The sequence below is a fragment of the Streptomyces sp. NPDC111606 genome, assembly GCF_055656945.1.
Map to the genome: position 1 here is coordinate 597,646 of NZ_JBVKBY010000003.1, position 20,537 is coordinate 618,182.

Genomic DNA, 20,537 nt, shown 5'->3' on the forward strand with positions numbered 1-20,537 from the left:
GGTCGCCTTTCGCGCTCGTCCTCAATCGCCGGACGGGCTCACCTGCTTCAGTCCAGGCCGCCCAGGACGTTCTGGTCCCAGTCGATCACCGATCCCGTCACCACCCCGGACCGGTCCGACAGCAGGAACACCGCGAAGTCCGCGATTTCGTCCGGTTGCCCGAGCTTCCCCATCGGCAGCCCGGCGGCAGCCGACTCGCGCCAGCCGTCGTCGGCACCGTGGAAGGCCTTCTGCGTGGCGTCCTCGCCCTCGGTGGCCGTCCAGCCGATGTTGAGGCCATTGATGCGGACCCGGTCCCAGCGGTGGGCGTGCGCGGCGTTGCGGGTGAGGCCGATCAGGCCGGCCTTGGCGGAGACGTACGGCGCGAGGAACGGCTGCCCGCCGTGTGCCGAGGACGTGATGATGTTGACGATCGTGCCGGGCGCCTGGCGGGCGACCATGTCCGAGACGGCGGCCTGCATGGCGAAGAACGGTGCCCTGAGATTGATCGCGATGTGCTGGTCGAACAGCTCGGGCGTGGTGTCGAGCAGCGTGCCCCGGGAGGTCAGCCCCGCCGAGTTGACCAGGCAGTCGATCCGGCCGTACGCGTCGACGACCTCGGCGACGGAGGCCTTCGCCTGCTCGGCGTCCGACAGGTCGGCCCGCACGAACAGGGCCTTGCCCCCGGCGGCGGCCAGCTCGGCCACCAGGGCCTCACCGGGTTCGGTGCGCCGCCCGGTGACGGCCACGACCGCTCCCTCGCGCACGGCGGCCCGCGCGATGGCGGCGCCGACGCCCTGGCTGCCGCCGTTGACGAGGACGACCTTGTCGTCGAGAAGTCCCATGTCTTTCCGGGTCCTTTCAGCTCTGGCGCCGCTCGGCGCCGGCCCGTAGCTCGTCCCGCAGAGCCTCGGGAGTCCATGCCTCGCGCAGCGCACGCCGTACGACATCCGCCTGGGAGGGCGGGGCCAGGCCGTCGACCGGCGGATCGCTGTCGAGGTTCGTGGGGAAGGGGTAGCCCTCGGCGCTCGCGGCGATCACGTTCGCCGTCCATGCCTCGTCCACGCCCGCGCGGGCCAGCAGCACCGGATAGACGGCGTTCGTGACGGCCTCGCGGTCGACCGTCTCCATCGCCCGTCCGAACGCGGAGGACACCTGCAGGAGGTTCGCCATGCGGCGGATGTCCGCCGACCGGTTGGTGCCGGCCGCGTGGAACAACGCCGGGTTGAAGAAGGCCGCATCGCCCTTGGCGAGGGGGAGTTGGACGTGGTGCGCCTCGAAGTACTCCTGGAACTCGGGCAGTCGCCAGGCCAGGTAGCCCGGCTCGTACGTCTGCGAGTACGGCAGGTACATCGTCGGCCCGGACTGCACCGGCATGTCGCAGTGCGCGACGGCGCCCTGGAGGGTGAGCACGGGGGAGAGGACGTGGACATGGGCCGGGTAGGCGGCCGCGACCTCGTTGGAGAGGAAGCCCAGGTGGTAGTCGCGGTGCACGGTCTGCGCCGCGCCGCCCGGGTTGACCACGTTCACCTGCGAGGTCACCTGGTAGCCGGGGCCGAGCCAGGCGCGGGAGACCAGCGCGAGGATGTCGTTGGCGTAGTAGTCGGCGAACGCCTCGGGGTCGTAGAGGGCTGCCTTCTCCAACGCGTTCCAGACCCGGTCGTTGGCGCCCGGCCTGGCGAAGTGGTCCCCGGCGCTCGCGCCCGAGGCGCGCTGCTCGGCGATCAGGGCGTCGAACACGGCACTGAGCCGGTCGACGATCTCGGGGTCCGTGAAGGCGCCCTGGAAGACCACGATCCCCGGCCCCTCGGTGAGGGCGCGCACCAGCTCGGCCCGCACCGCCCTGCCGTCCTCGGCCTTGCGGAGGCGGTCGCTGTCGTAGATCAGGACGTTGCGCTCCACCAAGGAGGCGTACGGGTAGTCGGCGAGGTCCGTGGTCCGCTCGACCACCTCACGGAAGTCGGCGAGGTCGCAGTCGTGCTCGGACAGCCAGGCCCGGCGGTGTACGGGGGTGAAGGACATCGGCGTCCTCTCGGTGACAGGGGCGACTCAGCGCTGCCATTCTTGTCATGACAATCCCGTCGAACAACCAGCAGACGACCATCAAAAACCCCTCAAGGAGCCGTCGCATGGGTCACCCGTTCCCGATCCGGGAGATCGCACGTCAGGCGGGCCTGAGCGAGGCCACGGTCGACCGGGTTCTGAACGGGCGGGGCGGGGTGCGTGAGAGCACCGCGCGCGAGGTCCGCCAGGCGATAGCCGACCTGGACCGGCAGCGCACACAGGTCCGGCTGGTGGGCCGTACCTTCATGATCGACATAGTGATGCAGACGCCGGAGCGGTTCTCCACGGCCGTACGGGCCGCCCTGGAGGCCGAGCTGCCGGCCCTGCATCCGGCCGTCGTGCGCTCGCGCTTCCACTTCCGCGAGACGGGCCCGGTGGAGGAGCTCACGAGGACACTGGACCGGATCGGTCGGCGCGGTTCGCAGGGCGTGATCCTGAAGGCCCCGGACGTCCCCGAGATCACCGCCGCCGTCGCACGGCTCGCGGAGTCCGGCATTCCCGTGGTGACCCTCGTGACGGACCTGCCGGCCACACCGCGCCTCGCCTACGTCGGCATCGACAACCGGGCCGCCGGCGCGACCGCCGCGTACCTCATGGGCCAGTGGCTCGGAAACCGGCCCGGCCATGTCCTCACCAGCCTCAGCAGCGGCTTCTTCCGCAACGAGGAGGAGCGCGAGATGGGCTTCCGCAGCGCCATGCGCGCCCGGCACCCCGAGCGCACACTGGTCGAACTCGCCGAGGGGCAGGGCTTGGACGCCACCCAGTACGACCTGGTGAGGGCCGCCCTGGAGCGCGACCCGGAGATCCGCGCGGTCTACTCGATCGGCGGCGGCAACATCGCCACGCTGCGGGCCTTCGAGGACCTCGGACGTCCGTGCGCGGTGTTCGTCGCGCACGACCTCGACCAGGACAACACCCGCCTGCTGCGCGAGCACCGGCTGTCCGCGGTCCTCCATCACGACCTGCGCCAGGACATGCGCGAGGCCTGCCACATCGTCATGCGGGCCCACGGCGCGCTGCCGCCCGCGGGACCCACGCTGCCGTCGGCGATCCAGGTGGTGACCCCGTACAACATGCCCGCGCCCATCGGGTGACGATCGCGGCCGTGTCCCGGGCGTGTACGCCCGCTCGCCGCGCCCCGGCTCCCTACCGTCGTGCGCATGTGGAAATCGAACCCGGAAGGTGGGCCCGAACGGCTGGTGGCGCTCGCCGACGGCGTGTTCGCCATCGCCATCACCCTGCTCGTCCTGGACATCAACGTGCCGCGGGAGCTGACCGAGCGGCAGTACCACGACGCGCTGCGCGATCTGGTCCCGGACTTCGGCGCCTACGCCCTCAGCGTGGTGGTGCTGGGCAGCTTCTGGCGCGACCACCGCAACATCTTCCGCACCGTCCGCGTGATCGACGGACAGATCATCACCCTGTCCGTCTTCGGCCTGGGCATCGCGGCACTGCTGCCGTTCCCCACCAGGCTGATCTCCGAGTACGGCCGCGACCCCGTCTCGGTTGCGATCTACGCCGCGTCGGTCGCGGCACTCGGCGCCGCCCACCTCGCCCTGGTCGCCGTACTGGCCCGGCGCCCGTGGCTGCGCGGCGACGTGACTCCCGTGGGCGGCTTCGGGCTGTACGCCCTCGATCTCGCCGTGACGGTGACGGTGTTCCTCCTCACCATCCCGCTGACGCTGGTCGCCGGGGCCGCCGCCGTCTGGTGGTGGCTCGTCCTGGTTCCGCTGAAGGTCTCCCTCGGCCTGCGCGCCCGCCCGCGCGCCGATTCCTGACCGCCCCGGCTACGCGTCCACGCTCACCCACGCGCGGCTCTCGGCCGAGCGCGCCATAGCGTCCAGTACGGCGGCGCTGTGCACCGCGTCCAGCAGGGTGGCCCCGTGCGGGACGCCCTCGGCGACCGAGCGCAGGAAGCGGGACGCCTCGATGACCTTGAGGTCGTCGTAGCCCATGGCGTTCGCCGCGCCCGGCTGGAAGGCGCCGAACTCGCCGTCGCCCGGGCCGACGTACACCGTGCTGACCGGCTGGTCCTGGTAGGTCGTGCCGCGGCTGATGCCGAGTTCGTTCATCCGGCGGAAGTCCCAGAAGACCGCGCCCTTGGTGCCGTGCACCTCGAAGCCGTAGTTGTTCTGCTCGCCGACCGAGACCCGGCAGGCCTCCAGCACGCCGCGGGCGCCGGAGGCGAAGCGCAGCAGGCAGTTGACGTAGTCCTCGTTCTCGACGGGACCGAGTTCGCCCCCCGTGGCGCGGCTGTGGCCCGCCGTGGCGCCGGTGGGGCGGGCCCGCTCCGGGAGGAAGATCGCTGTGTCGGCGGTCAGGGAGGCGATGTCGCCGAGCAGATGGCGGGCCAGGTCGGCGCCGTGCGAGGCCAGGTCGCCCAGTACCCCGCTGCCGCCGCGCTCCCTCTCGTACCGCCAGGTCAGGGCGCCGTCGGGGTGGGCGGCGTAGTCGCTGAAGAGGCGGACGCGCACGTGGGTGACGGTGCCGATCTCGCCGGCGGCGATGAGGGCGCGGGCCGCCTCCACGGCGGGTGCGTTGCGGTAGTTGAAGCCGACCGCGCCCTGGACGCCGGCCTTGGCGACGGCGGCGGCGACCGCCTGGGCGTCCGCGGCCGTCAGGCCCACCGGCTTCTCGATCCAGATGTGCTTGCCGGCCTCGGCCATCGCGACGCCGATCTCGCGGTGCAGGAAGTTCGGCGCGGTGATGCTGACCGCCCGCACACGCGGGTCGGCGGCCACCTCGCGCCAGTCACGGGTGGTCGAGGCGAACCCGAACTGTGCGGCGGCCTCCTCGGCCCGGCCGGGCACCTCCTCGGCGACCGTCACGAGCTGCGGACGCAGGGCCAGCTGCGGGTAATGGTGCGGGACACGGGCGTACGCCTGGGTGTGCACCCGCCCCATCCAGCCGAATCCGACGACGGCGACACCGAGCGTATCCACCATGGCAGCCCTTCTCTTTCGCGCCCGCCTTCGCGGACTCTGAAGTCTGTTTGGACCGGTCCATCTCCTGTCCAATTCACCTTGGGTGCGGCCTGGCACCGGTGTCAACCCTTTCCCGGCCCCTTTGACAAGGTGAGCACCGCATGGAACGGTCCATGTCCATGAGAGCGCCGACGATCCGTGATGTGGCCGACCGGGCCGGCGTCTCCAAGTCGCTGGTCTCGCTGGTGCTGCGCGGCTCGGACCAGGTGCGCCCGGAGAAGCGGGAGGCCGTCCTGCGGGCCGTGCGCGAGCTCGGCTACCGCCCGAACGCCGCCGCGCGCAGCCTCAGCGAGCAGCGCACCCGAACGGTCGGTGTCCTCCTGAACGACCTGCGCAACCCCTGGTTCGTCGACATGCTCGACGGTCTGAACTCGCTCCTGCACGACAACGGCCTGCACATGCTCCTGGCCGACGCCCGGCTCAACCGCCGTACCGGACAGGACCCGGCCGGCCCCTTCCTGGACCTCGGGGTCGACGGTCTGATCGTCGTCGGCACGCTGCCGGACCCTGCCGCGCTCGGGGCGGTCGCCGAGCGCCTCCCGGTGGTGGTGGCGGGCGCGCGTGAGCCGCGGCTGCCCGGCGTGGACGTCGTCGCCAACGACGACGAGCGGGGCGCCCGCCTGGTCACCGAGCACCTCATCGGCCTCGGGCACCGGCGCATCGCGCACATCGCGGGGTACGGCGCGGTCGGTGAACTGCGCCGGAGCAGCTTCGAGGCGACCATGCGCGAGCACGGCCTCGCGGCCGAGACGGTCGTCGAGCCGAGCGACATGACCGAGGAGGGCGGCTACCGCACGACGGTCCGCCTGCTGAGCCGGGCGGACCGGCCGACGGCTGTGTTCGCCGTCAACGACATCGCCGCCATCGGCGCGCTGTCCGCGGCCGACGAGTCGGGGCTGCGGGTGCCGCGCGACCTGTCCGTCGTCGGCTACGACAACACGAGCATCGCCCGCCTGCGGCACGTCTGGCTCACCAGCGTCGACAACGCCAGCCATGAGGTCGGCCGGCGCGCGGCCCGCTGTCTGCTCGAACGGTTCGACGGCGGTGGGGGAGCGGGTGAAGTCCGCCTCTCGGCACCGACGTTGGAGGTCCGGGGCTCGACGGCTCCCCCGCTCACTGGTTGATCGCGTACGCCTTGCGCAGCGTCTCGTGCACCGTCCACGTCGTACGGTCGCCCTCGCGCAGTACGGCCATGTCGCCCGGCCCCACCGTCAGCGTCGGCCCGCCCTCGAACTCGATGGTGGCCGACCCGCTGATGACGACGAACAATTCGTCGGCCTCCGTGTCGGTGACCACGCCGGGCGTGATCTGCCAGATGCCCCGCACCTGACGCCCGTCCTCCGACTCCCAGACCACCTTGCCGGTCACCTCGGGTGTGCCGGAGACGATCTGCTCGGGGTCGAGGGGCTCGGGTTCGAGCTCGGCGTCGGGGATGTGCAGTACGAAGCTGTGCGTCATGCGGCGACCCTAGCCGGGGTGAGCGGGGCGGGGGCGTGGACAAGGTGTGGGGTGTCGGCGGCGCCTAGCGGACACTCCGTCGTCACCGCGTGCCCCGGGACCGTGCGCGGCCCGGCCTTGCGCTCAATACGGCAGACAAAATTGTTGACAATTCTGTTTGGCTAGATTTACGTTCGACAGGCACTCACTCAGGGAGGGCACATGCCGAAGGAAGCCCGTCCGAGCACCGGAGAGCAGGCCAAGCAGCATGCGCTCGCGCAGCTGCGGCAGGCGATCCTGCACGGCGAGATGGCACCGGCTCAGCGGCTGGTGGAGAACGAACTCGCCGAGCAGTTCGGTGTGACACGGGCCAGCATCCGCGCGGCACTCATCGATCTGGAGGCGCAGGGACTGGTCGAGCGGATCCGCAACCGCGGTTCGCGGGTGCGGGTGGTGACCGTGGAGGAAGCGGTCGCCATCACCGAGTGCCGCATGGTCCTGGAGGGACTGTGCGCGGCCAAGGCAGCCGTCGCGGCCGACGACGAGCAGCTGAGCCGGCTGGCGGACCTCGGTGCGGCGATGACCAAGGCCGTGGCCGACGGCGAGCCGATGACGTACTCGGAGCTGAACCAGGAACTGCACGCCAGAATCCGGGAGTTCTCCGGCCAGCGCACGGCCGTGGAGCTGCTGGAGCGGCTCAACGCACAACTGGTGCGCCACCGCTTCCAGTTGGCGCTCAGGCCGGGACGTCCGCAGCACTCCCTGAACGAGCACCTGGCCATGATCGAGGCGATCCGGGCCAGGGACCCGCAGGCGGCCGAGGAGGCCGTCCGCGCCCACCTCAGCAGCGTGATCGAGGCGCTGCGCGACTGAGTCGTGCACGTCGCCGCGTGACGGCGCGTCAGAGGGCGGGCGCACACCTGTCACCCAAGGAGAAGACCCGCAATGACGCACGCCGATGCGCCCTCCCCCTCGCTCGAACAACCTCGCGCGGGGGGACCCCCATCCCCACCCCGCTCGACCCTCGTCATCACCGCGCACGCCGGCGACTTCGTGTGGCGGGCGGGTGGAGCCATCGCCCTGGCCGCCGCCCGGGGCGAGAAGGTGACCATCGCCTGCCTGACCTTCGGCGAACGCGGCGAGTCCGCCAAAGCCTGGCGCGAGGGCAGGAAGCTGGAGGAGATCAAGGCGATACGCCAGGGCGAGGCCGAGCGTGCCGCCGCCACCCTCGGCGCCGAGGTCCGCTTCTTCGACGCCGGCGACTATCCGCTGATCGCCACCGCCGAGCTGACCGACCAACTCGTCGCCGTGCACCGCGAGACCCAGCCCGACGTGGTGCTCACCCACCCGGCCGAGGACCCGTACAACGGCGACCACCCGGCCGCCAACCGCATGGCCCTCGAGGCCCGGATCCTCGCGCAGGCCATCGGCTACCCGGGCGTCGGCGACATCATCGGCGCCCCGCCGGTCTTCTACTTCGAGCCGCACCAGCCCGAGATGAGCGGCTTCCGGCCCGAGGTCCTGCTCGACATCACCGAGGTGTGGGAGACCAAGCGCGCGGCCATGGAGTGCCTCGGCGCCCAGCAGCACCTGTGGGACTACTACACCGACCTCGCCGTCCGCCGCGGCGTCCAGCTCAAGCGCAACGCCGGACCCAACCTGGGTCTGGCCCACAGGACCATGGCCGAGGCGTACATGCGTCCCTTCCCGCAGATCGCGAAGGAGCTGGCATGAGCGGCGTGATCGTCACCAACCCGCCCAAGGCGGAGCTGAAGGACGTCGACGCGCTGGCCGGCTTCGGCGTGGCGACGGTGAGCGAGGCCATGGGCCGAACCGGCTTGCTGGGGACGTCGATTCGTCCCGTCCAGCAGGGCGTACGGGTCGCGGGTACGGCCGTCACAGTGCTCAGCCGGCCCGGCGACAACCTCATGATCCACGCCGCCGTGGAGCAGTGCGGCGAGGCCGACATCCTGGTCGTCACCACCACCTCGCCCTGCACGGACGGTCTGTTCGGGGAGCTGTTCGCGACCGCCCTCCAGCAGCGCGGTGCGCGCGGTGTCGTGCTCAACACGGGCATCCGCGACACCCAGGAGCTGCGCGACATGGGCTTCGCCGCCTGGTCGCGGGCGGTGTCCTCGCAGGGCACGGTCAAGGCCACCGGCGGCTCCGTGAACGTGCCGATCGCCATCGACGGCCAGGTCGTGCGCCCCGGCGACGTGATCCTCGCCGACGACGACGGTGTCGTGGTCGTGCCCCGCGAGCGCGCCCGGGGGACAGTGGCGAAGGCCGAGGCCCGCGAGGCCAAGGAGGCCGCGACCCGCGCCGCCTTCCTCGACGGCCAACTCGGCCTGGACCGCTACGGGTTGCGGGAGACCCTCGTACGGCTCGGTGTGACGTACAAGTCCTACGACGAGTACGTCCGTGAGGAGGCGCAGCCGTGACCGGGCCGACGGAGGTCCGCTGCATGCTGATGCGCGGCGGCACCTCCAAGGGCGCCTACTTCCTGGCCACGGACCTGCCCGCCGGCCCCGGAGCACGCGACGCGCTGCTGCTGCGCATGATGGGCAGCCCCGACGAGCGGCAGATCGACGGCCTGGGCGGCGCGCACCCGCTCACGAGCAAGGTCGCCGTGGTCTCGCCGTCATCGGACCCGAGGGCGGATGTCGACTACGTGTTTCTTCAAGTGGCCGTCGACAGACCCGAGGTGAGCGCTCGTCAGAACTGCGGGAACATCCTCGCGGGCATCGGGCCGTTCGCCGTCGAGCGCGGTCTCGTCCCGGCGGGGGAGGAACGGACCTCCGTACGCATCCGCATGGTCAACACCGGCGACTTCGCCACGGCTGCCTTCCCCACCCCGGGCGGTCGCGTCGACTACACGGGGCACGCCGAGATCTCGGGCGTACCCGGCACGGCAGCCCCCGTGGTGATCGAATTCCCGCCCGGTGCAGGGAAGCTGCTGCCCACCGGCAACGTCCGCGACGAGATCGCCGGCATCCCGGTGACCTGCGTGGACAACGGCATGCCGACCGTCCTCGTGCAGGCCGCCGCGCTCAAGGTCACCGGCCACGAGACGCCCAAGGAGCTGGAAGCGGATCTGGCGCTCGCCGAGCGTCTGAGCGAACTCCATTCGCTGGCCGGGGAGTTGATGGGCCTCGGTGACGTCTCGGACGCCACCGTCCCCAAGCTCACACTCCTCGCCCCGCCCCGTCACGGCGGCGCGATCACCACCCGCACCTTCATCCCGGTCCGCTGCCACACGTCGATCGGCGTGCTCGGGGCGGCCGGTGTCGCCGCCGGCCTGCGCGTCGAAGGGGGCGTAGGCGTGGATCTCGCGGAACTGCCTCCCGAAGGCGACCGGGTCCGCATCGAACACCCCTCGGGATTCCTGGACATCGAAAGCAGCCTCGGCACCGACGCCGCAGGCCTGCCCGCAGCCCGCCGTACGGCTGTCGTCCGCACCGCCCGCAAGATCTTCGACGGCACCGTCTTCCCCCGGTCCGCCGAGACGGCTCCACTGCCCGCACCCACCCCCGGAGGCTCCCGATGACCCCGCCGCTCGGCGACATCGCCCACATCGGCCACGCCCAGCTGTTCACCCCGGACCTGGACGCCAGCGTCGCCTTCTTCGCCGACTTCCTGGGCCTCACCGTCAACGGGCAGGACGGCGACACCGCCTACCTGAGGACCTTCGACGACTACGAGCACCACAGCCTGGTCCTCACCGCCCGCGAACAGCCGGGCCTCGGCCGGCTCGCTCTGCGCACCTCCAGCGAGGAGGCACTGCACCGCCGTATCAAGGCGATCGAGGCGGCGGGCGGCTCCGGCAAGTGGGTCGAGGACGAGCCCGGCATCGGCAGGCTGTACCTGACCACCGACCCCGACGGGCACGAACACGCCCTCTACTGGGAGAGCGAGTACCACCGGGCACCGGCGGAGCTGAAGCCCGCGCTGAAGAACCAGCCGCAGGCCAAGCCCAACCGGGGCGTGGGCGTACGGCGGCTGGACCACGTCAACTTCCTCGCCGCCGACGTGCTCGCCAACGCCGAGTTCCAGGAACAGGTGCTGGGCGCCCGGCCCACCGAGCAGATCCGGCTCGACTCCGGGAAGATCGCGGCGCGTTGGCTGACCTTCACCGACAAGTCGTACGACGTCGTCTACACCTCAGACTGGACCGGCTCCGCAGGCCGGCTGCACCACATCGCCTTCGCGGCCGACACCCGCGAGGACATCCTGCGCGCCGCCGACCTCGCCATCGACACCGGCGTGTTCATCGAGACCGGCCCGCACAAGCACGCCATCCAGCAGACGTTCTTCCTGTACGTCTACGAGCCCGGCGGTAATCGCATCGAGCTGTGCAACCCGCTCACGCGGCTGGTGCTGGCCCCGGACTGGCCGCTGATCACCTGGACCGAGGCCGAACGGGCCAAGGGGCAGGCATGGGGCCTGAAGACGATCGAGTCCTTCCACACGCACGGGACTCCGCCGGTCCTCTGAGAAGGCGCGCCCTTCGGGGCTTTCGAGTTGTTCGGGTCATTCAGGCTTTTCCAGGCGCGCTGGATTGTCGCTGAGATTGTTGACAAAAACGTTGACTCTTCGGCCTCCGGCTCCTTAGCGTCTGGCGCACAACGCACGAGAGGAAAACAAGGATGTCCTCCTCCCCCTCCCCAACCGCTCGCGTCGGCAGACTGGCCGTGCTCGCCGTCGGCCTGTGCTGGCTGGCCGTCCTCTTCGACGGCCTGGACATGTTCATCTACGGCTCGGTGCTGCCCCACATGCTGGCGCAGAAGGCCCTCGGCCTCACCCCGGACCAGGCCGGTGACCTGGGCGGTTACGCCACCTTCGGCATGCTGGTCGGCGCCCTGACCGCGGGCACGGTCGCCGACCGGATCGGCCGCAAGAAGCTGATGGTCGCCTGCGTCGCGCTGTTCTCGCTGGCCTCCGGGCTGTGCGCGATGGCGGGCAGCGTCGGGGTGTTCGGCCTCGGCCGCACGCTCGCCGGGATCGGCCTCGGCGGTCTGCTGCCCACCGCGATCAGCATGGTCTCCGACTACGCCCCGCGCGGCCGCGCCGCTCTCACCATCGGCATGCTGATGACCGCCCACCACGCGGGCGGCATCCTCTCCGCGTATGTCGCCCTGTGGATCGTCGAACCCCTGGGCTGGCGGGCCGCGTTCTGGTTCTGCGTGCTCCCGCTGCTGTTCGTGCCGGTCCTGGCCAAGTTCCTGCCCGAGTCGCTGAGCTTCCTGGTCGCCAAGGGCCGCAGCGAGGAGGCCGGCGAGCTGGCCCGGCGCTACGAGGTCGCACTGCCGGCCGCCCCCGCAGACGAGCAGGCCACAGCCGGCCGCTGGAACTCCCTCGTCAGCCTGTTCCGCGGCGGTGAGTGGAGCCAGACCCTGCTGTACTGGCCGGCCTCCTTCGGCGGGCTCCTGCTCGTCTACGGCGTCGCCACCTGGCTGCCCACCCTGATGCGGGGTGAGGGCTACAACCTCGGCTCCGCACTGACCTTCGTGGTCCTGTTCAACCTCGGCGGCATCGTCGGCATGCTGGTCGCCGGCCGCGCCTCCGACCGGTTCGGCGCCCCGCGGATCTCGGCGATCTGGTTCGCGCTGACCGCCGCCGGTGTCTTCCTGCTCAGCGTCCACATGCCGCTGGTGCTCACCTTCGCGGTGGTGTTCCTGACCGGGGTGTTCCTGAACAGTGCGCAGACCATGATCTACGCGACCGTCTCGATCCGCTCCCGCCCCGAGAACCGCGCCACCGCCGTCGGCTGGACCTCCGGCATCGGCCGCTTCGGCGCCGTGTTCGGGCCCTGGCTGGGCGGCCAGTTGCTCGCCGCCGACAAGGGCAACTGGGGCTTCACCGCGTTCGCCCTGGCCGGCCTGTCGTCCATGGTCTTCATCGGGATCGCGGCACTGCGCGGCTCGAAACGGACCGCCGGGAGCGACAGCGAGCAGAAACTCGTAGGAGCACACTGACCGCCCGTCATATGTACTGACGAGCCATATGTACAGATGAGCCGAACTGGGTTATACGACGGTCTCGCGTATTGTTGCGTCATATGCCCGTAGTGATGGAGGGCGCCTTTCGGTGCGCCCGGGGCTGGTGAGTTATTCCGTAAAGGGGGAGCAGGACGTGACGGCACTTCTCGCGCTGGCAGCCGTCGTCGCGTTCATGGCCAAGGCGGGCCTGCCGTGGTGGGTGGTCGTGGCCGTGGCCCTGCTGATGTCGGGATTCGGCGCAGGGAGGTCCGGGGGGCCCTGGCGAGGCTGCCGGGCCACCCCGACGTCCGGCGGCCCGGCTGCTCAGCCCATCTGGCCTTCGGCCGACCGGAGTTCGGTCGTCGTGCCGGTGGTGCCGGTGGTCCCGGTGCAGGTGCGCGTCCCGTCCCCGGACGAGTACCGCGTGCCCGTGGCGAGCGCCGGGGCCCGCGTGACCGGCGAGAGGCAGCCCGCGGTCGCCAACGGGCAGAGCGGGCTGGGTTCTTAGGCCCGTCGCCCAGGCCCAATCACCCAGGCCCGCCTCCGGACGGCCCCATCAGGCCTCCACGGCCTCCCGGAGTCGCCGGGCGATGATCGCGTAAACGTCCAGCGCCTTGTCGTCGTCGGTCCCGTCGTACCCGTGATCGGCGCCGCGCACCTCATGGTGGTCGACCAGTGCACCGGCGCCCCGGAGTCGCTCCGCGTAACGCTCGCCCTCGGCCCGGAGCAGGTCGTGTTCGGCGGTGATCACCAGGGCAGGGGCGATGCCTTTCAGATCCGCGGTGTCCGAAGGGTGCGCGGGGGAGACGAGCGGATCGAGACGCCGCCGCACATCCGGGACGTACGACGTGTCGAAGACGTCGCCCATCCAGGGCCGCAGCATCGGCTTGGCAATGGCGGCGCGCTTGTTCCGGACGCCCGTCGCCAGGTCGAGCGGGGGATAGTGCAGCACCTGCAGCGCGATCGAGGGCCCGCCCTTCTCGAAGGCCTGCCGCGCCACGGCCGCCGCGAGCCCGCCGCCGGCGCTCTGCCCGCCCACGGTGAGCCGCCCGCCGTCCCACCCCTCCTCGGCGCCGTGTGCCGCGACCCACCGAACGATCTCGTACGCCTGCCGGGTCGGCGCCGGGAACGGATGCTGCGGCGCGACGACATAGTCCACATTGATCACGACGGCCCCCGTCTCCGCGGCGAGGAACCTGCACAGGGGGTCGTCCAGCTCGGTCAGCGTCATGACGTATCCGCCGCCGTGGAAGTTGACGTGCACCGGCGGGGATGGCTCGGTACGGGCGGGCAGATACACCGTGGCCCGGGCGGGGGCGATCGACGTGGGAATCGTCAACTCGCGTACCCTGCGCGGGAATTCGGGAAAGCGCGCGTGCGAGGCGGCGGCGGAACCCCGGCCGCCGGAACGCCGGTCCGCCATGACGGTCACCCGCTGCATGACCTTGGCGACAAGGCCGGCCACCGCGGGCCGGGTCAGGAGGGACATGTGGCATCCGTTCGATCGCGGCCCGTGGGCCTGCCCGGCAGCGGACCGACCCTCCTTGAGTTAAGCAATCATAGGCGACAGCAATAATGGGTCAAGGGGCCGGACCGGCTGGGTCGAGGTACCCGTGAGGTAGGGTTGACCTGCATGATCACGCGGTTCGTCGCGCGACAGGCATCGGGACGTGGCGCAGCTTGGTAGCGCACTTGACTGGGGGTCAAGGGGTCGCAGGTTCAAATCCTGTCGTCCCGACTACTACAGCACCATGTAGTCGCAGGTCAGGGCCTTGTTTCACTTCGGTGGGACGAGGCCCTTGACCGTTTCTGGAGTGTCGTCTCGTAAGTTTCCACGGGTGGACGTAGACCCGCTTGGTGAAGGACAGATCGTTGCGCCAGCCCAGCCCAGCCCGGGCTGAGACGAGGGTATGGGGCACGTCGTTGGTCGCCATCCAGGACAGGCGGACATGTCGTGCGTCGTGCAGACGGACCCGGCGCACGCCCACTGCCTCCATCAGTCTCAGGTCGAGGGGAGTTCGGCCCAGCGGCTGGTTCCGCCCGTGTGGACGTGGACGCCGCAGCGGGACGCCAGTGCGTTGACGATGTCGAGGCCGCGGCCGTGTTCGTCCGGGTCGATCGTGGAGGTCGGGTCCACCGCCGGTGCGGCGGGGCCCAGGTCGGTCACCTCGACGCGTACCGTTCCGCATCCCTCCAGCGGGCTCCGCGAGAGCCGCAGCGTCGCCGGCGGCACGGCGTGGACGATGGCGTTGGTGAGAAGCTCCGAGACCACCAGCAGGACGTCGGCGGCGCAGTCGGCCGTCAGATTCCAGTCGGACAGCACCGCACGGACACGTCGCCGCATGCCGGCGACCGCCCCCGGGACGTGCGGCAGGGAGAAGACGTGCTCGACCTCCCCACGAGGCGCGGCGGCGAGCTGCGCTGTAGTCATCTGTCCTCCTCGGGCGGTCCCTGCCGGCCCCAGGTCGGGGCGTAGGCGTCATGGAACGCTAAACAAGGAGAATCCACCGGTCAACGAACCTGGGTCGGCATTACCGAACGACAGTCCCAAAACGGAAAAACTGGGACTACCATCGCCTCATGGCCGGCCCAGTCCAGTCCATCGAGCGGGCGGCGGCGATCCTGCGACTGCTCGCCGGCGGATCCCGCCGACTGGGGCTGGGGGAGGTGGCCTCGTCGCTGGGGCTGGCCAAGGGCACCGCCCACGGAATCCTGCGGACCCTGCAGCACGTGGACTTCGTCGAGCAGGACCCGGCGACCGGAAGATACCAGCTCGGGGCGGCCCTGCTGCACCTCGGCACCAGCTACCTCGACGTCAACGAACTGCGCTCGCGCTCCATCAACTGGGCCGACGCCCTGGCCGCCCGCAGCGGGGAGGCCGTACGCCTGGGCACGCCCCTGGAGGGCAAGGTGCTCGTCATCCACCACGTCTTCCGGCCGGACGACACCCTCCAGACCCTGGATGTCGGCGCGCTGCTGCCCCTGCACGCCTCCTCGCTCGGCAAGGTTCTGCTGGCCTTCGGAGCGACCCCGGTGGAGCCGCTGCTGGAGGACGAACCGGAGGGATACACCCGGCACACCCTGGTCCACCCCTCGGAGCTGAACCGGGCGCTCGCGGAGATACGGGACCTCGGCTGGGGCGCCGAAGTACAGGAGATGAGCATGGGCGAAGCCGGGATTGCCGCGCCGATCCGGGGACAGGGCGGTCTCGTGGTGGGCGCGATAGGCGTGTCCGGGGCCGTGGAGCGGATCTGCGACTCCAAAGGCCGGCCGCTGCCGGCCCTGATCACCGTGCTGAGGGAGGCGGCACGCGCGATCTCCAGAGACCTGGGCGCGGCTCGCTGGTAGGCCCCCAGCACCTCCGCGACACATCGGAAGGGAGGGCCGATCATGGTTGAACGGTATGTGATGTCCATCGACCAGGGCACCACGTCCACCCGCTGCATCCTGTTCGACCACGGCGGGCGGCTGGTGTCGGTCGCCCAGCGGGAGCACCAGCAGTTCTTCCCCCGGCCCGGCTGGGTCGAGCACGACGCTGTCGAGATCTGGCGCAACCTCCAGCGGATCGTCCCCGAGACACTGTCGAACGCCGGGATCGAGGCGAGCCAGATCTCGGCCATCGGGATCGCCAACCAGCGCGAGACGACCGTGCTCTGGGACCCGCGGACCGGCATCCCGCTGGTCCGGGCGATCGTCTGGCAGGACACCCGAACCGCCCCGCTCGTCGACGAGCTGAGGAGCGACCCGGGCGACGACTTCTTCCTCGACCGCTGCCGGCTGCCCCCGTCGACGTACTTCTCCGCGCCCCGGATCCGCTGGCTGTTCGACAACGTCGACGGGCTGGAGCAGCGCGCCCGCGACGGCGAGGTGCTGTTCGGCACCATCGAGAGCTGGCTGATCTGGAACCTCACCGGCGGCCCCGACGGCGGCCTGCACATCACCGACGCCACCAACGCCAGCCGCACCATGCTCATGGACATCCGCACGCTGACCTGGGACGCGGAGCTCATGGCCTTCTTCGGCGTGCCACGCGCGATGCTGCCAAAGATCCGGTCCTCGGCGGAGAGCTACGGCGAGGCGAGCGCCCTGCTCCCCGGCGTGCGGATCACGGCGGCCCTCGGCGATCAGCAGGCGGCCCTGTTCGGGCAGACCTGCTTCTCGCCGGGCGAGGCGAAGTGCACCTACGGAACCGGCAGCTTCCTGGTGATGAACACCGGCACCGACGTCGTCCGCTCCGAACACGGGCTGCTGACGACCGTCGCGTACAAGATCGGGGACCAGCCCACCATCTACGCGCTGGAGGGCCCGATCGCCGTCACCGGGTCGCTGGTGCAGTGGTTCCGCGACCGGCTGGGCCTGATCCACAGCGCCCCCGAGATCGAGACGCTGGCCCGCACCGTCGAGGACAACGGCGGCTGCTACATCGTCCCCGCGTTCTCGGGTCTGTTCGCGCCGCACTGGCGCAGCGACGCCCGCGGCGTGATCGTCGGACTCACGTCGTACATCACCAAGGGCCATCTGGCCCGCGCCGTCCTGGAGGCCACCGGCTGGCAGACCCGGGAGGTCGTCGACGCCATGAACGCCGACTCCGCGCTCGCCCTGAAGCAGCTCAAGGTCGACGGAGGAATGACGTCTGACCATCTGCTCATGCAGATCCTGGCCGATGTGCTCGACGTTCCCGTCGTACGGCCCCTCGTCGCCGAGACGGTGTCCCTGGGTGCCGCCTACGCGGCCGGTCTGGCGGCCGGCTACTGGCCGGACCTCCAGGTCCTGCGCCGCAACTGGCACCGCGCCGCGCAGTGGCTGCCGGACATGGACGACGAGCGGCGGGACTGGGAGTACGAGTGCTGGAAGCGGGCCGTCGAGCGGTCGCTGGGGTGGATCCAGCCACCGAAGCGACCGTGACCCGCCGGGCCGACGGTTCTGCCCAGCGGGTCCGCCACCGTCCGCGGACCCGCTGGGTGTCCGACGCCCGGGCCGGTCGTGGACCCGCCTCTCAGCGGGTGACCAGCAGACCCCGCCCCCGCAGCACCCGCCGCTCCAGCGGGCTGAAGATCAGCAGGTCGATGGCGATTCCGACGAGGAGGATCAGGAAGATGGCCAGGAACACCTGCGGCATGCTGCTGTTGTTGCGGCCGTTCTCCAGCAACTGGCCGAGGCCGACGCCGAGATCGGGGGAGGAGGCGATGATCTCGGCGGCCATCAGTGAGCGCCAGGAGAACGCCCAGCCCTGCTTCAGGCCGGCGAGATAGCCCGGGAGCGCACCCGGCATCACGATGTGCCATGCCTCGCGCAGCCCGGTCGCGCCCAGGGTCCGCCCGGCGCGCAGGAACAGCGGGGGGATCTGGTCGATGCCCGCGACGAGGCCGTTGGCGATGGACGGGACCGCGCCGAGCAGGATCACGGCGTACATCATCGAGTTGTTGAGGCCCAGCCACAGCACGGCAGGCGGCACCCAGGCCACCGACGGCAGCGACTGGAGGCCGGACAGGATGGGGCCGATGGCCGCCCGGACGAACCGCACCCGGGCGACCAGCAGGCCGAGCGGCGTGCCGATGGCGAGCGCCAGCAGGAAGCCGAGCAGGCCGCGTGAGACGGACGTCCAGATGTAGTCGAGCAGCGTGCCCTGGAGCCAGGCCTCGCGCACCTCGCCCCATACGTCGGACGGCGAGGCCAGCTTGTAGTCGGGTGCGACCTCGGCCCACACCAGCAACTGCCAGACGACCAGCACCAACGCGACCGCGGAGACGGGCGGCAACACCTTGCGGACCAGGGTCTCGCGCAACGGTGTACGGCTCACCTGCACCGAGTCCAGCGCGTCGAGCCCGGCCTCGAGTCCCGCCAGATCGTTGGGATCCTGCGGCGCCCCGGCCGTCGTGGAACCGTCCTTGGTGACGTCGACCTTGGTGTCGACGCGGTTGTCAGTGCCGGCCATGGCGGCGGATCTCCCCACGCAGTTCTTCGGTGATCTCGACGGACAGCTCGGCGACCGCGGTGTCCTCGATACGGCGCGGATGGGCGAGGTCGACCGTCCACTCCCGCGCGATCCGGCCGGGCCGCGAGGACAGCAGCACCACACGCTGGGCCAGCCGCACCGCCTCGCGGACGTTGTGCGTCACGAACAGCACCGACAGCCCCGTCTCCCGCCAGATACGGGTCAGTTCGTCGTGCAGCACGTCACGCGTGATCGCGTCCAGCGCCGCGAACGGCTCGTCCATCAGCAGCAGCCGGCTGTCCTGCGCCAGCGCGCGGGCAAGGGCGACCCGCTGCCGCATGCCGCCCGACAGCTCGTGCACCCGCTTGCCGTACGCCCCCTGCAGCCGGACGAGTTCCAGCAGCCGCTCCGCCTCGGGGCGGCGCTCCGCCTTGGCGACCCCGCGCAGCTTGAGCGCGAGCTCGACGTTCTTGCCGGCGGTCAGCCAGGGGAACAGTGCGTGCTCCTGGAACATCAGGGCGGGCCGGCCGTCCGTGCCGATCGAACCGGTGGACGGCAGGTCCAGCCCCGCGACCAGGTTCAGCAGCGTCGACTTGCCGCAGCCGGAGGCCCCCAGGAGGGTGACGAACTCGCCGGGTGCGACATCGAGCGTGATGTCGTCGAGGACGAGCTGCTGCCCGGTCGGGCCGGCGAAGGACTTCGAGACATGCTCGACGCGCGCGGCATACGTCACCGCCGCGGCGTCCTCGGCGACCTTCGCGGTCGTGGCCGTCGGGGTGGCCATGGTCGTCACCTCCTGGGAACTGAGCGGATGCGGTGGTTACTTGACGCCGAGACCGGCGTCGTCGACCTCGTCCTTGCCGTCGGCCTTGAGGACCTTGTTGAGCGGCGTGAGGTCGTAGATGCCGTTCAGGTCGGGCTCCTCCAGCAGGCCGGCCTTCACGGCGTGCTCCGCCTCGGTGTCGAGGGTCGCGGCCAGCGGGTCGTCGAGGAAGGTGATCGACTTCCACGCCGGGTCGATGACCTCGGCGGGCAGGGCCTTGCCGGAGAGCTCCTCCAGGGCCTTGTTCGCGGAGGCCTTGGCCTTGTCCGGGTTGGCGTTGATCCATTCGTTGGTCTTCACCGAACCGCGCAGCACGGCCTCGACGACGTCCGGGTGCTCCTTGAGGAACTCCTGCCGGACGATGATGTTCGTGATCACGAACTTCTTGTCGGGCCACAGGTCGGCCTCGTCGAGCAGCACCTTGCCGCCCTCGGCGACCAGCTTGGACGCGGTCGGCTCCGGCACCCAGGCACCGTCGATCGAGCCGGACTTGTAGGCGTCCGGGGTGATCTTGTTGTCGGTGCGGACGACCGAGACGTCACCCTTGCCGCTCTCCGCGTCGACCTTCCAGCCCTGCTCGGAGATCCAGTTGAGCAGCGCCACGTCCTGTGTGTTGCCGTGCTGCGGCGTGGCGATCTTCTTGCCCTTGACGTCCTTCAGGGACTTGACCTTCTCCGGGTTGACGACGAGCTTCACCCCGCCCGAGGCCGACCCCGAGATGATCCGCAGGTTCTTCCCGGCCGCCTTGGTGTAGCCGTTGATCGCGGGGGACGGGCCGATCCAGCCGATGTCGATGGAGCCGGAGTTCAGCGCCTCGATCTCCGACGGGCCGGCGTTGAACGTCGACGGCTTGATCGTGGTGCCGCCGAGCTCCTTCTGGAACAGGCCCTCCTGGACGCCCACCAGAGCGGTGGCGTGCGTCAGGTTGGGGAAGTAGCCGATCTTCACGTCGTCGACGGAGAGCTTCTTGGCGTCCGCCGCGACCTCGGCCTGCTTGCCGTCGTCGGTGGAGTCGGCGCCGTAGCCGCAAGCGGTCAGCAGCAGGGGGAGCGCCGCTATGACGGCGAGGGTGCGCAGGGTGTTGAGCGGTCTTGCGGCAGACACGGAGGTGTCCTCTCGGAGATGAGTGACAGGGGAGCGCGGAAGTACGTCGGAGAACAGTGGCGCTGGTGCGGAGCGCGGGCAGGCTCCGCGAACGGCTTCAGACGAGCCGACAGATGGCGCTTGACGTACGCGCGAAGTCGATGTGGCGACGCGAGGTCAGAAGGGGCGGGACGAGGCGTGCGTGCTCGCGCGAACTCATGGCCACCCCACCCCACCGATTCCTAGTTTTCCTA

The 20,537-nt window shown here is 70.6% G+C and carries 22 protein-coding genes and 1 tRNA gene; 13 read left to right on the forward strand and 10 right to left on the reverse strand.

Annotated features, from left to right (window positions below):
• Window positions 1–47: 47 nt before the first annotated feature.
• Window positions 48–824 (reverse strand): SDR family oxidoreductase, encoded by a 777-nt coding sequence (locus ACZ7M7_RS14460; protein WP_472116223.1) that lies wholly within the window; start codon window positions 822–824, stop codon window positions 48–50.
• A 16-nt stretch (window positions 825–840) separates the two neighbouring features.
• On the reverse strand, window positions 841–2,001 hold the full coding sequence (locus tag ACZ7M7_RS14465) for a phytanoyl-CoA dioxygenase family protein (RefSeq protein WP_472116226.1): 1,161 nt from the start codon (window positions 1,999–2,001) through the stop codon (window positions 841–843).
• 107 nt (window positions 2,002–2,108) lie between these two features.
• Here ACZ7M7_RS14465 and ACZ7M7_RS14470 point away from each other — a divergent pair, with 107 nt between their 5' ends.
• Entirely contained in the window at window positions 2,109–3,137 is a 1,029-nt protein-coding gene (locus ACZ7M7_RS14470) for a LacI family DNA-binding transcriptional regulator (protein ID WP_472116231.1), read from the forward strand.
• Window positions 3,138–3,203: 66 nt separating this feature from the next.
• A complete protein-coding gene (locus ACZ7M7_RS14475; protein WP_383600164.1) occupies window positions 3,204–3,821 on the forward strand; it encodes a TMEM175 family protein in 618 nt (205 codons plus the stop codon).
• Window positions 3,822–3,830: 9 nt separating this feature from the next.
• Here ACZ7M7_RS14475 and ACZ7M7_RS14480 read toward each other — a convergent pair whose 3' ends face one another.
• The gene (locus ACZ7M7_RS14480; protein ID WP_472116234.1) at window positions 3,831–4,988 is read right to left on the reverse strand and encodes a Gfo/Idh/MocA family protein; all 1,158 of its coding nucleotides are present in this window, start codon (window positions 4,986–4,988) and stop codon (window positions 3,831–3,833) included.
• Between the two features lie 158 nt (window positions 4,989–5,146).
• On the opposite strand from ACZ7M7_RS14480, the gene ACZ7M7_RS14485 reads away from it, so the two are divergent.
• Window positions 5,147–6,151 (forward strand): LacI family DNA-binding transcriptional regulator, encoded by a 1,005-nt coding sequence (locus ACZ7M7_RS14485; protein ID WP_472116671.1) that lies wholly within the window; start codon window positions 5,147–5,149, stop codon window positions 6,149–6,151.
• Here ACZ7M7_RS14485 and ACZ7M7_RS14490 read toward each other — a convergent pair.
• Complete coding sequence (locus tag ACZ7M7_RS14490; protein ID WP_383600158.1) at window positions 6,141–6,485, reverse strand: cupin domain-containing protein; 345 nt, start codon at window positions 6,483–6,485, stop codon at window positions 6,141–6,143. The genes ACZ7M7_RS14485 and ACZ7M7_RS14490 overlap by 11 nt on opposite strands.
• 201 nt (window positions 6,486–6,686) lie before the next feature.
• Here ACZ7M7_RS14490 and ACZ7M7_RS14495 point away from each other — a divergent pair, with 201 nt between their 5' ends.
• From ACZ7M7_RS14495 to ACZ7M7_RS14525, 7 genes are all read left to right on the forward strand, one after another.
• Window positions 6,687–7,337: a GntR family transcriptional regulator gene (locus ACZ7M7_RS14495; protein WP_472116237.1), complete on the forward strand. Its 651-nt coding sequence runs from the start codon at window positions 6,687–6,689 to the stop codon at window positions 7,335–7,337.
• A gap of 72 nt (window positions 7,338–7,409) precedes the next feature.
• Window positions 7,410–8,198 (forward strand): PIG-L deacetylase family protein, encoded by a 789-nt coding sequence (locus ACZ7M7_RS14500; protein WP_472116240.1) that lies wholly within the window; start codon window positions 7,410–7,412, stop codon window positions 8,196–8,198.
• Window positions 8,195–8,905 (forward strand): 4-carboxy-4-hydroxy-2-oxoadipate aldolase/oxaloacetate decarboxylase, encoded by a 711-nt coding sequence (locus tag ACZ7M7_RS14505; protein ID WP_472116243.1) that lies wholly within the window; start codon window positions 8,195–8,197, stop codon window positions 8,903–8,905. Before ACZ7M7_RS14500 ends, ACZ7M7_RS14505 begins: the two co-directional genes overlap by 4 nt.
• Entirely contained in the window at window positions 8,902–10,011 is a 1,110-nt protein-coding gene (locus tag ACZ7M7_RS14510; protein WP_472116246.1) for a 4-oxalomesaconate tautomerase, read from the forward strand. Before ACZ7M7_RS14505 ends, ACZ7M7_RS14510 begins: the two co-directional genes overlap by 4 nt.
• Window positions 10,008–10,958, forward strand: coding sequence for a VOC family protein (locus ACZ7M7_RS14515; RefSeq protein WP_472116249.1), 951 nt, complete (start codon window positions 10,008–10,010; stop codon window positions 10,956–10,958). Before ACZ7M7_RS14510 ends, ACZ7M7_RS14515 begins: the two co-directional genes overlap by 4 nt.
• Window positions 10,959–11,110: 152 nt before the next feature.
• A complete protein-coding gene (locus tag ACZ7M7_RS14520) occupies window positions 11,111–12,439 on the forward strand; it encodes an MFS transporter (protein WP_472116252.1) in 1,329 nt (442 codons plus the stop codon).
• Window positions 12,440–12,596: 157 nt separating this feature from the next.
• Window positions 12,597–12,950 carry a hypothetical protein gene (locus ACZ7M7_RS14525; RefSeq protein WP_383600136.1) on the forward strand — a complete coding sequence of 118 codons (354 nt, stop codon included), beginning with the start codon at window positions 12,597–12,599 and terminating at the stop codon, window positions 12,948–12,950.
• A gap of 48 nt (window positions 12,951–12,998) precedes the next feature.
• Here the strand turns inward: ACZ7M7_RS14525 and ACZ7M7_RS14530 are convergent, their stop codons facing one another.
• Complete coding sequence (locus ACZ7M7_RS14530; protein WP_472116256.1) at window positions 12,999–13,931, reverse strand: alpha/beta hydrolase; 933 nt, start codon at window positions 13,929–13,931, stop codon at window positions 12,999–13,001.
• 175 nt (window positions 13,932–14,106) lie between these two features.
• On the opposite strand from ACZ7M7_RS14530, the gene ACZ7M7_RS14535 reads away from it, so the two are divergent.
• Window positions 14,107–14,180: transfer RNA gene (locus ACZ7M7_RS14535), tRNA-Pro, on the forward strand.
• A 264-nt stretch (window positions 14,181–14,444) separates the two neighbouring features.
• On the opposite strand, the gene ACZ7M7_RS14540 is transcribed toward ACZ7M7_RS14535, so the two are convergent.
• Window positions 14,445–14,873 carry an ATP-binding protein gene (locus ACZ7M7_RS14540; RefSeq protein ID WP_451170652.1) on the reverse strand — a complete coding sequence of 143 codons (429 nt, stop codon included), beginning with the start codon at window positions 14,871–14,873 and terminating at the stop codon, window positions 14,445–14,447.
• 149 nt (window positions 14,874–15,022) lie between these two features.
• Here ACZ7M7_RS14540 and ACZ7M7_RS14545 point away from each other — a divergent pair, with 149 nt between their 5' ends.
• Window positions 15,023–15,790: an IclR family transcriptional regulator gene (locus ACZ7M7_RS14545; protein ID WP_383600128.1), complete on the forward strand. Its 768-nt coding sequence runs from the start codon at window positions 15,023–15,025 to the stop codon at window positions 15,788–15,790.
• A 42-nt stretch (window positions 15,791–15,832) separates the two neighbouring features.
• Window positions 15,833–17,347, forward strand: coding sequence for a glycerol kinase GlpK (gene glpK / locus ACZ7M7_RS14550; protein ID WP_472116260.1), 1,515 nt, complete (start codon window positions 15,833–15,835; stop codon window positions 17,345–17,347).
• 91 nt (window positions 17,348–17,438) lie between these two features.
• Here the strand turns inward: glpK and ACZ7M7_RS14555 are convergent, their stop codons facing one another.
• From ACZ7M7_RS14555 to ACZ7M7_RS14570, 4 genes are all read right to left on the reverse strand, one after another.
• Window positions 17,439–18,377: an ABC transporter permease gene (locus tag ACZ7M7_RS14555; protein WP_472116263.1), complete on the reverse strand. Its 939-nt coding sequence runs from the start codon at window positions 18,375–18,377 to the stop codon at window positions 17,439–17,441.
• Window positions 18,364–19,161 carry an ABC transporter ATP-binding protein gene (locus ACZ7M7_RS14560; RefSeq protein ID WP_472116266.1) on the reverse strand — a complete coding sequence of 266 codons (798 nt, stop codon included), beginning with the start codon at window positions 19,159–19,161 and terminating at the stop codon, window positions 18,364–18,366. Before ACZ7M7_RS14560 ends, ACZ7M7_RS14555 begins: the two co-directional genes overlap by 14 nt.
• A 36-nt stretch (window positions 19,162–19,197) precedes the next feature.
• Complete coding sequence (locus ACZ7M7_RS14565; protein WP_472116269.1) at window positions 19,198–20,304, reverse strand: ABC transporter substrate-binding protein; 1,107 nt, start codon at window positions 20,302–20,304, stop codon at window positions 19,198–19,200.
• A 97-nt stretch (window positions 20,305–20,401) separates the two neighbouring features.
• Complete coding sequence (locus tag ACZ7M7_RS14570; protein WP_369274863.1) at window positions 20,402–20,503, reverse strand: putative leader peptide; 102 nt, start codon at window positions 20,501–20,503, stop codon at window positions 20,402–20,404.
• Window positions 20,504–20,537: the final 34 nt, after the last annotated feature.

What these genes read in the sequence shown, in the direction of transcription:
- ACZ7M7_RS14480 (WP_472116234.1), bottom strand. Translation starts at nt 4,988, where the DNA reads ATGGTGGATACGCTCGGTGTCGCCGTCGTCGGATTCGGCTGGATGGGG.
- ACZ7M7_RS14545 (WP_383600128.1), top strand. Translation starts at nt 15,023, where the DNA reads ATGGCCGGCCCAGTCCAGTCCATCGAGCGGGCGGCGGCGATCCTGCGA.
- ACZ7M7_RS14465 (WP_472116226.1), bottom strand. Translation starts at nt 2,001, where the DNA reads ATGTCCTTCACCCCCGTACACCGCCGGGCCTGGCTGTCCGAGCACGAC.
- ACZ7M7_RS14475 (WP_383600164.1), top strand. Translation starts at nt 3,204, where the DNA reads ATGTGGAAATCGAACCCGGAAGGTGGGCCCGAACGGCTGGTGGCGCTC.
- ACZ7M7_RS14530 (WP_472116256.1), bottom strand. Translation starts at nt 13,931, where the DNA reads ATGTCCCTCCTGACCCGGCCCGCGGTGGCCGGCCTTGTCGCCAAGGTC.
- ACZ7M7_RS14495 (WP_472116237.1), top strand. Translation starts at nt 6,687, where the DNA reads ATGCCGAAGGAAGCCCGTCCGAGCACCGGAGAGCAGGCCAAGCAGCAT.
- ACZ7M7_RS14500 (WP_472116240.1), top strand. Translation starts at nt 7,410, where the DNA reads ATGACGCACGCCGATGCGCCCTCCCCCTCGCTCGAACAACCTCGCGCG.
- glpK (WP_472116260.1), top strand. Translation starts at nt 15,833, where the DNA reads ATGGTTGAACGGTATGTGATGTCCATCGACCAGGGCACCACGTCCACC.
- ACZ7M7_RS14460 (WP_472116223.1), bottom strand. Translation starts at nt 824, where the DNA reads ATGGGACTTCTCGACGACAAGGTCGTCCTCGTCAACGGCGGCAGCCAG.
- ACZ7M7_RS14560 (WP_472116266.1), bottom strand. Translation starts at nt 19,161, where the DNA reads ATGGCCACCCCGACGGCCACGACCGCGAAGGTCGCCGAGGACGCCGCG.
- ACZ7M7_RS14520 (WP_472116252.1), top strand. Translation starts at nt 11,111, where the DNA reads ATGTCCTCCTCCCCCTCCCCAACCGCTCGCGTCGGCAGACTGGCCGTG.
- ACZ7M7_RS14485 (WP_472116671.1), top strand. Translation starts at nt 5,147, where the DNA reads ATGAGAGCGCCGACGATCCGTGATGTGGCCGACCGGGCCGGCGTCTCC.
- ACZ7M7_RS14505 (WP_472116243.1), top strand. Translation starts at nt 8,195, where the DNA reads ATGAGCGGCGTGATCGTCACCAACCCGCCCAAGGCGGAGCTGAAGGAC.
- ACZ7M7_RS14490 (WP_383600158.1), bottom strand. Translation starts at nt 6,485, where the DNA reads ATGACGCACAGCTTCGTACTGCACATCCCCGACGCCGAGCTCGAACCC.
- ACZ7M7_RS14570 (WP_369274863.1), bottom strand. Translation starts at nt 20,503, where the DNA reads ATGAGTTCGCGCGAGCACGCACGCCTCGTCCCGCCCCTTCTGACCTCG.
- ACZ7M7_RS14515 (WP_472116249.1), top strand. Translation starts at nt 10,008, where the DNA reads ATGACCCCGCCGCTCGGCGACATCGCCCACATCGGCCACGCCCAGCTG.
- ACZ7M7_RS14555 (WP_472116263.1), bottom strand. Translation starts at nt 18,377, where the DNA reads ATGGCCGGCACTGACAACCGCGTCGACACCAAGGTCGACGTCACCAAG.
- ACZ7M7_RS14540 (WP_451170652.1), bottom strand. Translation starts at nt 14,873, where the DNA reads ATGACTACAGCGCAGCTCGCCGCCGCGCCTCGTGGGGAGGTCGAGCAC.
- ACZ7M7_RS14470 (WP_472116231.1), top strand. Translation starts at nt 2,109, where the DNA reads ATGGGTCACCCGTTCCCGATCCGGGAGATCGCACGTCAGGCGGGCCTG.